The organism is Ramlibacter sp. G4-7 (genome assembly GCF_057784995.1).
On record NZ_JBYNTT010000007.1, the window covers coordinates 233,037 to 244,814 of the forward strand.

16 protein-coding genes are annotated in these 11,778 nt (G+C 67.3%); 5 read left to right on the forward strand and 11 right to left on the reverse strand.

Annotation, left to right across the window (positions count from 1 at the left end; genetic code table 11):
• Window position 1: 1 nt before the first annotated feature.
• From AC3EGR_RS12115 to AC3EGR_RS12165, 11 genes are all read right to left on the reverse strand, one after another.
• A complete protein-coding gene (locus tag AC3EGR_RS12115; RefSeq protein WP_488546726.1) occupies window positions 2-361 on the reverse strand; it encodes a YciI family protein in 360 nt (119 codons plus the stop codon).
• Window positions 362-450: 89 nt separating this feature from the next.
• A complete protein-coding gene (locus AC3EGR_RS12120; RefSeq protein ID WP_488546727.1) occupies window positions 451-879 on the reverse strand; it encodes a F0F1 ATP synthase subunit epsilon in 429 nt (142 codons plus the stop codon).
• Between the two features lie 118 nt (window positions 880-997).
• Window positions 998-1,414, reverse strand: coding sequence for a F0F1 ATP synthase subunit epsilon (locus AC3EGR_RS12125; RefSeq protein ID WP_488546770.1), 417 nt, complete (start codon window positions 1,412-1,414; stop codon window positions 998-1,000).
• Window positions 1,415-1,429: 15 nt separating this feature from the next.
• Window positions 1,430-2,842 carry a F0F1 ATP synthase subunit beta gene (gene atpD / locus AC3EGR_RS12130; RefSeq protein ID WP_488546728.1) on the reverse strand — a complete coding sequence of 471 codons (1,413 nt, stop codon included), beginning with the start codon at window positions 2,840-2,842 and terminating at the stop codon, window positions 1,430-1,432.
• Window positions 2,843-2,890: 48 nt separating this feature from the next.
• The gene (atpG, locus tag AC3EGR_RS12135; RefSeq protein ID WP_488546729.1) at window positions 2,891-3,772 is read right to left on the reverse strand and encodes a F0F1 ATP synthase subunit gamma; all 882 of its coding nucleotides are present in this window, start codon (window positions 3,770-3,772) and stop codon (window positions 2,891-2,893) included.
• Between the two features lie 23 nt (window positions 3,773-3,795).
• A complete protein-coding gene (gene atpA, locus AC3EGR_RS12140; RefSeq protein ID WP_488546730.1) occupies window positions 3,796-5,349 on the reverse strand; it encodes a F0F1 ATP synthase subunit alpha in 1,554 nt (517 codons plus the stop codon).
• Between the two features lie 24 nt (window positions 5,350-5,373).
• Complete coding sequence (locus AC3EGR_RS12145) at window positions 5,374-5,904, reverse strand: F0F1 ATP synthase subunit delta (RefSeq protein WP_488546731.1); 531 nt, start codon at window positions 5,902-5,904, stop codon at window positions 5,374-5,376.
• An 11-nt stretch (window positions 5,905-5,915) separates the two neighbouring features.
• The gene (locus tag AC3EGR_RS12150; RefSeq protein ID WP_488546732.1) at window positions 5,916-6,386 is read right to left on the reverse strand and encodes a F0F1 ATP synthase subunit B; all 471 of its coding nucleotides are present in this window, start codon (window positions 6,384-6,386) and stop codon (window positions 5,916-5,918) included.
• Between the two features lie 65 nt (window positions 6,387-6,451).
• Window positions 6,452-6,709, reverse strand: coding sequence for a F0F1 ATP synthase subunit C (gene atpE / locus AC3EGR_RS12155; protein WP_488546733.1), 258 nt, complete (start codon window positions 6,707-6,709; stop codon window positions 6,452-6,454).
• Window positions 6,710-6,795: 86 nt separating this feature from the next.
• Window positions 6,796-7,668 carry a F0F1 ATP synthase subunit A gene (gene atpB, locus AC3EGR_RS12160; RefSeq protein WP_488546734.1) on the reverse strand — a complete coding sequence of 291 codons (873 nt, stop codon included), beginning with the start codon at window positions 7,666-7,668 and terminating at the stop codon, window positions 6,796-6,798.
• 7 nt (window positions 7,669-7,675) lie between these two features.
• A complete protein-coding gene (locus AC3EGR_RS12165; protein ID WP_488546735.1) occupies window positions 7,676-8,158 on the reverse strand; it encodes an ATP synthase subunit I in 483 nt (160 codons plus the stop codon).
• 144 nt (window positions 8,159-8,302) lie between these two features.
• Between AC3EGR_RS12165 and AC3EGR_RS12170 the strand changes: the two genes are divergently transcribed.
• From AC3EGR_RS12170 to lipB, 5 genes are read left to right on the forward strand one after another with little or no spacing between them, the layout of a single operon-like run.
• Window positions 8,303-8,749, forward strand: coding sequence for a CopD family protein (locus AC3EGR_RS12170; protein ID WP_488546736.1), 447 nt, complete (start codon window positions 8,303-8,305; stop codon window positions 8,747-8,749).
• Window positions 8,740-9,870, forward strand: a complete 1,131-nt coding sequence (locus AC3EGR_RS12175) for an MBL fold metallo-hydrolase (protein WP_488546737.1) — start codon at window positions 8,740-8,742, stop codon at window positions 9,868-9,870. Before AC3EGR_RS12170 ends, AC3EGR_RS12175 begins: the two co-directional genes overlap by 10 nt.
• A gap of 10 nt (window positions 9,871-9,880) precedes the next feature.
• Complete coding sequence (locus tag AC3EGR_RS12180) at window positions 9,881-10,765, forward strand: D-amino acid aminotransferase (RefSeq protein WP_488546738.1); 885 nt, start codon at window positions 9,881-9,883, stop codon at window positions 10,763-10,765.
• Window positions 10,766-11,071: a YbeD family protein gene (locus AC3EGR_RS12185; protein ID WP_488546739.1), complete on the forward strand. Its 306-nt coding sequence runs from the start codon at window positions 10,766-10,768 to the stop codon at window positions 11,069-11,071.
• A gap of 1 nt (window position 11,072) precedes the next feature.
• On the forward strand, window positions 11,073-11,765 hold the full coding sequence (gene lipB / locus AC3EGR_RS12190; protein ID WP_488546740.1) for a lipoyl(octanoyl) transferase LipB: 693 nt from the start codon (window positions 11,073-11,075) through the stop codon (window positions 11,763-11,765).
• Window positions 11,766-11,778: the final 13 nt, after the last annotated feature.

Here is an 11,778-nt window from a genome sequence, read left to right on the forward strand (position 1 = left end):
GTCAGTACTCGCCCATGGGCCACACCGGCCGCACTTCGACCGTGCCGTGCGCGGCACCCGGACAGCGGGCGGCCCAGGCGAGCGCCGCGTCCAGGTCCGGCACGTCGATCAGGTAGTAGCCGCCCAGCTCCTCGCGCGTCTCGATGTACGGCCCGTTGTGCACCTCGGTCTTGCCCTCGCGCACCCGCACCGCTGTCGCGCTGGAGGCCGGGCGCAGCCGGTTGCTCGACTTGACGATGCCGGCCTGGTAGGCCGCTTCGCTGTAGGCCTTGTACGCCGCGAGCATCTGCGTGCGTGCGGCCTCCGGCACCGCCTCCGCGTTGCGGATGGTCTCGCTGTGGATCAGCAGCATGTATTCCATGGAACGCTCCTCGTGTCGCGGCGCCGCACCGTGCGACGCCTGGACAATGTCGTGCGGCGGGGGCCGGAATCGACATCCGCCGCGGGAACTCACTTGCGTCCGCGGTACTTGCGCAGTGCGGCGATCTCGGCGGCCAGGATGGCGAGTTCGGATTGCGCCTTGGCGATGTCGATCTCGCTCTTCGCATCGCGCAAGGCCTCCTCCGCGGCCCGCCTGGCCTCGTTGGCCTTCTCCTCGTCGAGGTCCTTGCCGCGGATCGCGGTGTCGGACAGCACGGTGACGCGGTCCGGCTGCACTTCGAGGATGCCGCCGGCGATGAACACGAACTCCTCGCCGCCGTCGGCCGTCTCGATGCGCACCGCGCCCGGCCGCACGCGCGTGATCAGGGGCGTGTGGCGCGGGTAGATCCCGAGCTCGCCCGACTCCCCGGGCAGCACGATGAAACGCGCCTTGCCCGAGTAGATGGACTCGTGCGCGCTGACGACGTCGACGTGGAGGGTATGGGCGGGATCGGCCATCCCTCGTTTGTAACCCGGAAAGGAAAAAGCCCCGTGACTTGCGGCACGGGGCGGAGGGCGCTGGTTTTTAGCGCGTTCTTGTCACCTGGTCGGGGGAGGACGCAGCCGCCCCTCGACCTTACTTCTTCTGCCGGTACTTCTGCAGCGCGGCAATCTGCGCCGCCATGACGGCCAGCTCGGACTGCGCCTTGGCGATGTCGATGTCGCTCTTGGCGTTCTTCAGTGCCTCTTCGGCGGCGGCGCGCGCCTCGTTGGCCTTTTCCTCGTCCAGGTCCTTGCCGCGGATGGCGGTGTCGGACAGGACGGTGACGCGGTTCGGCTGCACCTCCAGGATGCCGCCGGCGACGAAGACGAACTCCTCGCCGCCGTCGGCCTTCTCGATGCGCACCGAGCCGGGCTTCACGCGCGTGATCAGCGGCGTGTGGCGGGGATAGATGCCCAGCTCACCGGCCTCACCGGGCAGCGCCACGAAGCGGGCCTCGCCGGAGAAGATGGACTCCTCGGCGCTGACCACGTCCACGTGGATGGTGTGCACAGCGTCTGCCATGGCTTAGGCGGCCGCCAGCTTCTTGGCCTTCTCGAAGGCCTCGTCGATGCTGCCGACCATGTAGAAGGACTGCTCCGGCATGTGGTCGCACTCGCCGGCCAGGATCATCTTGAAGCCGCGGATGGTTTCGGCCAGCGGCACGTACTTGCCGGGCGAGCCGGTGAACACTTCGGCCACGTGGAAGGGCTGCGAGAGGAAACGCTGGATCTTGCGGGCCCGCGCCACCGCCAGCTTGTCTTCCGGCGCCAGTTCGTCCATGCCCAGGATCGCGATGATGTCGCGCAGTTCCTTGTAGCGCTGCAGCGTCTGCTGCACGGCGCGGGTGGTGCCGTAGTGGTCTTCGCCGACCACGTTCGGGTCCACCTGGCGGCTGGTGGAGTCCAGCGGGTCGATGGCCGGGTAGATGCCCAGCGAGGCGATGTCGCGCGACAGCACCACGGTGGCGTCCAGGTGGGCGAAGGTGGTGGCGGGCGACGGGTCGGTCAGGTCGTCCGCGGGCACGTACACGGCCTGGATCGAGGTGATCGAACCGACCTTGGTGGAGGTGATGCGCTCCTGCAGGCGGCCCATTTCCTCGGCCAGCGTCGGCTGGTAGCCCACGGCGGAAGGCATGCGGCCCAGCAGCGCGGACACTTCCGTGCCGGCCAGCGTGTAGCGGTAGATGTTGTCCACGAAGAACAGCACGTCCCGGCCTTCGTCGCGGAAGGACTCGGCGATCGTCAGGCCCGTCAGCGCGACGCGCAGGCGGTTGCCCGGGGGCTCGTTCATCTGGCCGTAGACCATCGCCACCTTGGACTCGCTGAGGTTCTCCAGGTTCACGACGCCGGATTCGGCCATCTCGTGATAGAAGTCGTTGCCCTCGCGGGTGCGCTCACCCACGCCGGCGAACACCGACAGGCCCGAGTGCGCCTTGGCGATGTTGTTGATCAGCTCCATCATGTTCACGGTCTTGCCGACGCCGGCGCCGCCGAACAGGCCGACCTTGCCGCCCTTGGAGAACGGGCACATCAGGTCGATCACCTTGATGCCGGTTTCCAGCAGCTCCTGCGAGGGCGACAGTTCGTCGTACGCCGGGGCCTTGCGGTGGATCGGCGCCGTCAGCGCCTGGTCGACCGGGCCACGCTCGTCGATCGGGTTGCCCAGCACGTCCATGATGCGGCCCAGCGTCGCCTTGCCCACGGGCACGGTGATGGCAGCGCCGGTGTTGGACACCACCAGCCCGCGGCGCAGGCCGTCGGTGGAGCCCAGCGCGATGCAGCGCACCACGCCGTCACCCAGCTGCTGCTGCACTTCCAGCGTCAGGGCGGAGCCCTCCATCTTCAGCGCGTCGTACACGCGCGGCATTTCAGTGCGGGCGAACTCGACGTCGACGACGGCGCCGATGCACTGAACGATCTTTCCTTGGTTCTGAGCCATGTTTGCTTGCTCTCCGTATTCACTTAAACCGAGTCATCGGAGCCGCCGTCAAACGGCGGCGGCACCCGACACGATCTCCGAAAGTTCTTTGGTGATCGCCGCCTGGCGCGTCTTGTTGTAGACCAGCTTGAGCTCGCCGATGAGGCTGCCGGCGTTGTCCGTGGCGGCCTTCATGGCCACCATGCGCGCCGACTGCTCCGAAGCCATGTTCTCGGCCACCGCCTGGTACACGAGCGCCTCGACGTAGCGCAGCAGCAGCTCGTCGATCACCGTCTTGGCGTCCGGCTCGTAGATGTAGTCCCAGCCGTGCTCGTGCGAACCCGAGGCCTTGCTGTCCGCTTCCATCTTGGCGGCGGACAAGGGCAGCAGCTGCTCCACCACGGGTTCTTGCCGCATGGTGTTGATGAACCTCGTGTACGAGAGGTACACGGCGCTCAGCTTGCCTTCGGCGTACTGGTCCAGCAGCACCTTCACCGGCCCGATCAGGCGCTCGAGGTGCGGCGTGTCCCCGAGCTGGGTGACGTGCGACACGACCTGCGCGCCGATGCGGTTCAGGAAGCCCAGACCCTTGTTGCCGATGGCGACGGTCTGGACGCTGGCGCCTTCGGCCTGCAGTTCGCGCAGCTTCTGCGTCACCGCGCGCAGCACGTTGGTGTTCAGGCCGCCGCACAGGCCCTTGTCGGTCGAGACCACGATCACGCCGGCCGCCTTCACGTCGTTCGTCTTCATGAACGCGTGCGTGTACTCCGGGTTGGCCTTGCCGAGGTTGGACGCAATGTTGCGAACCTTGTCGCTGTAAGGCCGGGCCGAACGCATCCGGTCCTGCGCCTTGCGCATCTTGGAGGCGGCGACCATCTCCATGGCCTTGGTGATCTTCTTGGTGTTCTCCACCGACTTGATCTTGCCGCGGATTTCCTTGCCTGCTGCCATTGCCGTCTTCCTTGGTCGGGGCGTTAAGCGAAGGTCTTCTTGAACGCTTCGATGGCCTTCACCAGCTCGGCCTCGGAATCCTTGTCCATGGCGCGGTTGGTTTCCAGCTTGTTCAGCAGGGCGGCCTGCTTGTCCTTCAGCCAGCCATGCAGGCCGGATTCGAAGGCCAGCACCTTCTTGACGTCGATGTCGTCGAAGTAGCCCTTGTTCACCGCGAACAGCGATGCGGCCATCAGCGAGATGGGCAGCGGGCTGTACTGCGGCTGCTTGAGCAGTTCGGTCACGCGGGCGCCGCGATCGAGCTGCTTGCGCGTGGCGGCATCGAGGTCGGAAGCGAACTGCGCGAACGCGGCGAGCTCACGGTACTGCGCCAGGTCGGTACGGATACCGCCGGACAGGTTCTTGATCAGCTTGGTCTGGGCGGCACCGCCCACGCGCGACACCGAGATACCCGCGTTGATGGCGGGACGGATGCCGGCGTTGAACAGGTTGGTTTCCAGGAAGATCTGGCCGTCGGTGATCGAGATCACGTTGGTCGGCACGAACGCGGACACGTCGCCGGCCTGCGTCTCGATGATCGGCAGCGCGGTCAGCGAACCGGTCTTGCCCTTGACCTCGCCCTTGGTGAACGCTTCCACGTAGTCGGCGTTCACGCGCGCGGCGCGCTCGAGCAGGCGGCTGTGGAGATAGAACACGTCGCCGGGATACGCTTCGCGGCCCGGGGGACGGCGCAGCAGCAGCGAGACCTGGCGGTAGGCGACGGCCTGCTTGGACAGGTCGTCATAGATGATCAGCGCGTCCTGGCCGCGGTCGCGGAAGTACTCGCCCATCGTGCAGCCGGAGTACGCCGAGACGTACTGCATGGCGGCCGACTCGGAAGCCGACGCGGCGACGACGATGGTGTATTCCATCGCGCCGTTGGCTTCGAGCGCGCGCACGATGTTCTTGATCGTGGACGCCTTCTGCCCGATGGCGACGTACACGCAGGTCATGTTCTGACCCTTCTGGTTGATGATCGTGTCGACCGCGACGGCGGACTTGCCGGTCTGGCGGTCGCCGATGATCAGTTCGCGCTGGCCGCGGCCGATCGGCACCATGGAGTCGATGGCCTTCAGGCCGGTCTGCACCGGCTGGTCCACCGACTTGCGGGCGATCACGCCCGGGGCGACCTTCTCGATCACGTCCGTCATGCGGGCGTTGATCGGGCCCTTGCCGTCGATCGGCTGGCCCAGGGCGTTCACGACGCGGCCGATCAGTTCCGGGCCGACGGGCACTTCGAGAATGCGGCCCGTGCACTTGACGGTGTCGCCTTCGGAGATGTGCTCGTACTCGCCCAGGATCACCGCGCCGACCGAGTCGCGCTCGAGGTTCAGCGCGAGGCCGAAGGTCGGGGCGCCATCGGCGGTGGGCGGGAATTCCAGCATTTCGCCGGCCATCGCATCGGACAGGCCGTGCACGCGCACGATGCCGTCGGTCACGGAGATCACCGTGCCCTGGTTGCGGATGTCGGCGCTGGCGGCGAGGCCTTCGATCCGGCTCTTGATCAGTTCGGAAATTTCAGCGGGATTGAGCTGCATGACTTCGTCCTTGGCAGCTGCGGCTTATGCCGACAGCGCGACTTTCATTTGTTCCAGGCGGGCCTTGACCGAGGTGTCCAGCACCTCGTCGCCGACCACCACGCGAATGCCGCCGATGAGGGACGGGTCCTCCTGCACGGTGACATTGAGCTTACGGCCAAACCGCTTCTCGAGCACCTGCGCCACGGCGCCGAGCTGGTCGGCGGGGATCGGGAAGGCGCTGTAGACCACCGCGTCGGAAGAGCCGCTCTGGGCGTTCTTCATTTCGCGGAACTGCTGCGCGACCTGGGGCACGGCCGCGAGGCGGCCGTTCTCGATCACCGTGCGCAGGAAGTTCTGGCCCGTGGGAGGCAGCTGCACGCGCGCGACATCGGTGACGACGTCGAACACCTGCTGGCTGCCCATCTTCGGGTTGGCCGCGAACTGCAGCAGCTGGGCATTGCCAGCCACGGCGGCGAGCGCCTCGAGCCACTGCGAGGTTCCGTTCAGGTCGTTCTTGGACGACTGGAACAGGGCCTCGGCGTAAGGACGGGCGATGGTGGCGAGTTCGGCCATGGCTTGTCCCCTTACAGCTCGGTCGCCAGGCGCTGGAGCAGGTCGGAGTGCACGGAGGGATTGACTTCCTTGCGCAGGATCTGCTCGGCGCCCTTGACGGCCAGCACGGCGACCTGCTCGCGCAGGGCTTCACGGGCCTTCACCGTCTGCTGCTCGGCCTCGGCACGGGCAGCGGCGATGATCTTGTTGGCCTCCTCCGTGGCACGGCCCTTGGCTTCCTCGACGATCGCCTGGGCGCGGCGCTCGGCGTCGGCCAGCAGGGAGGCCGTCTCGGTGCGCGTCCTGGCCAGTTCCAGCTCCACCTTCTTGTCGGCGGCGCTCAGCTCGGCCTTCGCCTTGTCGGCGGCAGCCAGGCCTTCCGCGATCTTGTGGGCGCGCTCGTCGAGCGCTGCCGCGATCGGCGGCCACACGAACTTCATCGTGAACCCGACCAGGATCAGGAAGACGATGATCTGAATGATGAGGGTACCGGTGATGCTCACTTTGTCATCCTTGCTCCCGCACGTTCATGCGGTAGCGGGAATAGGTTGGCGACAGGATGCCGGGCTTACTTGGCCAGCTGGCCGAGGAAGGGGTTGGCGGTGGCGAACCACAGCGCGATACCCGTGCCGATGATGAACGCCGCGTCGATCAGGCCGGCCAGCAGGAACATCTTGGTCTGCAGCTCGTTCATCAGTTCGGGCTGGCGGGCAGCCGATTCGAGGTACTTGCTGCCCATGACGCCGATGCCGATGCAGGCGCCGATGGCACCCAGGCCGATGATCAGGCCGGACGCGAGTGCGACGAAGCTGATGACTTGTTCCATTGTTTCTACTCCTAGGACTTTTGGTGGTTGACGAGAAAAGGAAAAGGAAAGGGTGTCCGCGCCACCCGCGGGCGGCGCGGCCTGGTTCAGTGCGCGTCGTGTGCCTGGCCCACGTACACGAGGGTCAGCATCATGAACACGAAGGCCTGCAGGGTGATGATCAGGATGTGGAAGATCGCCCAGGCGGAGCCCGCGATGATGTGGCCGATGGCCAGGCCGATGCCGGTGGCCGTCAGCGAGAAGGCGCCGCCCATGAGGGCGATCAGCAGGAAGATCAGTTCGCCGGCGTACATGTTGCCGAACAACCGCATGCCGTGCGAGACGGTCTTGGCGATGAACTCGATGACCTGCATCAGGAAGTTGAACGGCCACAGCAGCGGGTGCGCGCCGAAGGGAGCGGTGAACAGCTCGTGCACCCAGCCGCCCAGGCCCTTGATCTTCACGTTGTAGAACAGGCAGACCAGCAGCACCGAGATCGACAGGCCCATGGTCATGGACAGGTCGGCGGTGGGAACCACGCGCATGTAGGCGTGCTCCGGGTCGTGCCCGGCGGCGCCGAAGATCTTCTGCCAGATGTACGGGAACAGGTCGACCGGGAACAGGTCCATCGCGTTCATCATGAAGATCCAGATGAACACGGTGAGCGCCAGCGGCGCGACGAACTTGCGGCTGGTGGCGTTGTGCACGATGCCCTTGGCCTGCGCGTCCACCATTTCGACCAGGATTTCCACGGCCGCCTGGAAGCGCCCGGGCACGCCGGGGGTGGCCTTGCGCGCCGCCTTCCACAGGAAGAAGCACGTGAGCACGCCCAGCAGGGTCGCCCAGAACAGGGAGTCCCAGTTGAAGACGGAGAAATCGACGACGTTGTCCGGCTTCTTGTTCTGCCAGAACGTCAGGTGGTGAACGATGTATTCACCCGCGGTCGGACCGTGCCCCGCGGCAGCGCTTTCTGCAGCCATGTTTCTTTCAGCTCGATTTCGTCTTCGGACGCGGCGCGAACGCCAGCGCAACCCAGTAAACCTTCATCGCGAGCACCAGGCCGACCAGCAATGCCGGCCAGCTCAGCCCCGTCACCAGCCTCGGCGCCACGAACAGCATCGCGAGCGTCAAGGCGATCTTGATCATCTCCCACACGAGGAAACCGGCAGCCGCCGTTCCCGCGTTGAGGGATGCAAACCTGCCGGTCAGGCCCCGCGCGAACACCGCCGCGGGCACCAGCACGGCCAAGGCCCCATACCCAACCGACCAACCAACGTTTTGCTTTCCGGTGAGCCCCCAGGCCAGCAGCGATGCCGCCAGCCCCACTGCGGCCTGCCCCGCCACGACCCGCCACGGTGAAAGGGGCGGGTTCTGCTCGCGCACGCGGCGCGCCTGTTCGGCGCTCAGCGGCTGGACGGGGGAGGCCTCTTCCGGCTCTTCAGGCAGCGGGGCGATTCTTCTTGTTGGCATTGGCTGCCGCTGTCGGCCCTGAAATTTTGGAAAGCCTCCCATTATAAGTAGAAACCCACAGCGGTCCGCCAGTCCCCGCACACGGGCGTGTCTTACGCGCTCGCACGGACCCCCGCACAATCGGCGATTTGCATCGGAGTGCGCATGCGCAACCTGCTCGTGTTCCTGCACCTGGCCGCCGCGATCTTCTGGATGGGGGGAATGGCCTTCGTGGTGCTCGCCCTGCGCCCCGTGCTGCATGCGCAATTGCAGCCGCCGCAGCGCCTGCCGCTGATGGTGCTGGTGCTGCGGCGCTTCTTCGTGGTGGTCGCCCTGAGCATCGCCGTGCTGCTCGCCACCGGCCTGCCCCTGTTGCTGCAGGCGGACGGGGCGCAGGCGCCGCGCGGCTGGCACGTCATGGCGGGCCTCGGCGTCGTGATGATGCTGGTGTTCGGCCACATCTTCTTTTCACCGTGGCGGCGGGCGCAGCGCGCGGTCGCCGCGCAGGACTGGCCCGAAGGCGGCCGGCGCATGAACCAGATCGCGTTGCTGGTGAAGCTGAACCTGGGACTGGGCTGGCTGGCGATCGCGGCGGTGCTGCTGTGGCGCTGAAGCGCGCGCTGTTGGTCGCCGCGACCCTGGCGTGCGTGCTCGCCGTGCAGGCCCACCACGGCGAGGACCCGGCCCATGCGCACCACACCGCGGACGGTTTCCGGATGCCCGATGGCGCCGCGGCCCCCAGGCCGCTGGGGTCCTTGCTGCGCTGGAAATTGGACGCCTGGCGCGACGGCCTGCCGCCGCCGCCGCGGGAGGCCACGCCGGTCACGGCACCGCAGTCGCGCCTGCTGCGCGCCAACACCGATCCGCTGCGCCGCGTGGCAGCGCCGGCGACGGCACCGGTGCCCTCCGCCACCTGGATCGGCCATGCCACCGTGCTCGTGCAAAGCGGGGGCCTGAACGTGCTGACCGACCCGGTGTTCAGCGAGCGCGCCTCGCCGGTGCCGTTCGCCGGCCCCGCACGCGCGCAGCCGCCGGGCGTCCCGATGGCCGAGCTGCCCGCGATCGACGTGGTGCTGATCTCGCACAACCACTACGACCACCTGGACGAAGAGAGCGTGCGCGAGCTCGACCGGCGCGGGCAGGGCCGCACCCTGTTCCTGGCGCCGCTGGGCCTGAAGGCCTGGTTCGCCGGACTCGGCATCACCCACGTGGTCGAGCTGGACTGGTGGCAGCTGCACCACCACGCGGGCGTGGATTTCCAGCTGGTGCCGGTGCAGCACTGGTCCGCGCGCGGGCTCGGCGACCGCAACCGCACCCTGTGGGGTGGCTGGGCCGTGTTCGCGCCGGACCTGCGCTGGTACTTCTCCGGCGACACCGGCTACAGCGCCTTGTTCCAGCAGACCCGCGAGAAGCTGGCGGCACGCATGCGCGACGGCACGCTGTTCGACCTGGCCCTGCTGGCCATAGGCGCCTACGAGCCCCGGTGGTTCATGTCGGCCCAGCACATGAACCCGGCCGAAGCCGTGCAGGCGCACCAGGACCTGGCCGCGCGCCGCAGCCTGGGCATCCACTGGGGCACCTTCGCCCTCACCGACGAAGCGCTGGACCAGCCCCCGCGCGACCTGGCCATCGCACGTGCCGCGCAAGGCGTGAAGGAAGAGGACTTCTTCCTGCTGCCCATCGGCGGGACGTGGTGGCCGGCGGGCCCGCCCGGCGCGGCAGCGAAGCAGTGACAATGGCGGCATGAGCGACATCCCAGCCCTGCCCTGCTACCTCGACGGTGAATTCAGCAACACGCGCGACGCCAAGGTCAGCGTGCTCGACCGGGGCTTCATCTTCGGCGACGGCGTGTACGAGGTCGTGCCCGCGTACGAAGGACGGCCCTTCCGCTTCCAGGAACACATGGACCGGCTGGACCGTAGCCTGCGCGAGATGCGCATCCCCAACCCCATGGACCGCAAGGCGTGGCGCCAGCTCGTCGACCAGCTCGTGGCCGCCTACGCGAAGCAGGTGGACCGCAAGCCCGAGGACACCAACCAGCTGGTGTACCTGCAGATCACGCGGGGCGTGGCCTGGCGCGACCACGTGATGCCGCCGGACCTGGCGCCCACGGTCTTCGCCATGGTGAACCGCCTGTACATCTACACGGCCGAAGAGCGCAGCAAGGGCGTGATGTGCGTGACGGCGGACGACTTCCGCTGGAAGAAGGCGCACATCAAGAGCACCAGCCTGGCCGCGGCGGTGCTGTCGCGCCAGATGAGCGCGGACGTCGGCGGCAACGAGACCATCATGTTCCGCGATGGCTTCCTGAGCGAGGCGGCTGCCTCCAACGTGTGGGTGGTGAAGGACGGCGTGGTGCTCGGTCCGCCGAAGGACAACCTGGTGCTCGAAGGCATACGCTACGGGCTGCTGGAAGAGCTGTGCCAGGCGCAAGGCATCCCCTTCGAGCTGCGCCGCGTCTCGCGCGACGAGGTGCTGGCGGCGGACGAGATCCTGCTGTCCTCGGCGACCAAGGAGATCCTGCCCTGCACCTCGCTGGACGGAAAGCCAGTTGCAAACGGCAAGCCGGGCCCTATCTACGACAAGCTGTTTTCCGGCTACCAGCAAGCCAAACGCCAATCCGCCTGAATGTCCGCTTCCATCTTTCCGCCCAAGACCGCCGCCGTGGATCCGCGCAAGGATTCGCTGATCCAGTATCCGTCCCAGTTCCCCATCAAGGTGATGGGAGCCAAGGCGGAGGGATTCGTGCACGCGGTCACGGAGATCGCGAGGCGCTTCGACCCCAGCTTCGACGCGTCCACGGTGGAACTGCGCAACAGCAGCCAGGGCAACTACCTGGGCATCACGGTCACGGTCACCGCCACCAGCCGCGAGCAACTGGACGACCTGTACCGGGCGCTGACCTCGCACCCGATGGTGAAGGTCGTGCTCTGAGATGTTCCTGAAGGTGCTGGGGCAGGTGGACTACCTTCCCACGTACCAGGCCATGGCGGCCTTCACGGAAGGCCGCACCCCCGACACGCCCGACGAACTCTGGCTGTGCGAACACCCGCCGGTGTTCACGCAGGGGCTGGCGGGCAAGGCCGACCACGTGCTGGCCCCCGGGGAGATCCCGGTCGTTGCCACCAACCGCGGCGGGCAGGTCACGTACCACGGCCCGGGGCAGGTGGTCGCGTACCCGCTGCTGGACCTGCAGCGGGCCGGCTACTTCGTCAAGGAATACGTCTACCGGCTGGAAGAAGCGGTGATCCGCACGCTCTCCGACTACGGGGTGACCGGGCACCGCGTCCGAGGCGCACCGGGGATCTATGTCCGGCTGGACGACCCGTTCTCCCATGCCCGTCTTCCCCCTCCCCCGCCGGGGGACGGCCGGGATGGGCGCACGCCCGACGTGGATTTCACGGGCCTGGGCAAGATCGCCGCCCTCGGCATCAAGGTCAGCCGCCACCGCACCTACCACGGCCTGGCCCTCAACGTGGCCATGGACCTGCAACCCTTCGATCGGATCAACCCCTGCGGCTACGCCGGACTGCGCACGGTCGACCTTTCTACAATCGGGGTCTCCACCCCCTGGAACGAGGCCGCCGGTCGCCTGGGCCACAAGCTCCAGGCCCTGCTGGCCCCTTGAGCCACCAAAGGAC

Coding starts and splice junctions, on each gene's coding strand:
- AC3EGR_RS12180 (WP_488546738.1), top strand. CDS start 9,881: ATGAGCGACATCCCAGCCCTGCCCTGCTACCTCGACGGTGAATTCAGC.
- AC3EGR_RS12115 (WP_488546726.1), bottom strand. CDS start 361: ATGGAATACATGCTGCTGATCCACAGCGAGACCATCCGCAACGCGGAG.
- atpE (WP_488546733.1), bottom strand. CDS start 6,709: ATGGAACAAGTCATCAGCTTCGTCGCACTCGCGTCCGGCCTGATCATC.
- AC3EGR_RS12170 (WP_488546736.1), top strand. CDS start 8,303: ATGCGCAACCTGCTCGTGTTCCTGCACCTGGCCGCCGCGATCTTCTGG.
- atpA (WP_488546730.1), bottom strand. CDS start 5,349: ATGCAGCTCAATCCCGCTGAAATTTCCGAACTGATCAAGAGCCGGATC.
- atpD (WP_488546728.1), bottom strand. CDS start 2,842: ATGGCTCAGAACCAAGGAAAGATCGTTCAGTGCATCGGCGCCGTCGTC.
- lipB (WP_488546740.1), top strand. CDS start 11,073: ATGTTCCTGAAGGTGCTGGGGCAGGTGGACTACCTTCCCACGTACCAG.
- AC3EGR_RS12145 (WP_488546731.1), bottom strand. CDS start 5,904: ATGGCCGAACTCGCCACCATCGCCCGTCCTTACGCCGAGGCCCTGTTC.
- AC3EGR_RS12185 (WP_488546739.1), top strand. CDS start 10,766: ATGTCCGCTTCCATCTTTCCGCCCAAGACCGCCGCCGTGGATCCGCGC.
- atpB (WP_488546734.1), bottom strand. CDS start 7,668: ATGGCTGCAGAAAGCGCTGCCGCGGGGCACGGTCCGACCGCGGGTGAA.
- AC3EGR_RS12120 (WP_488546727.1), bottom strand. CDS start 879: ATGGCCGATCCCGCCCATACCCTCCACGTCGACGTCGTCAGCGCGCAC.
- AC3EGR_RS12165 (WP_488546735.1), bottom strand. CDS start 8,158: ATGCCAACAAGAAGAATCGCCCCGCTGCCTGAAGAGCCGGAAGAGGCC.
- atpG (WP_488546729.1), bottom strand. CDS start 3,772: ATGGCAGCAGGCAAGGAAATCCGCGGCAAGATCAAGTCGGTGGAGAAC.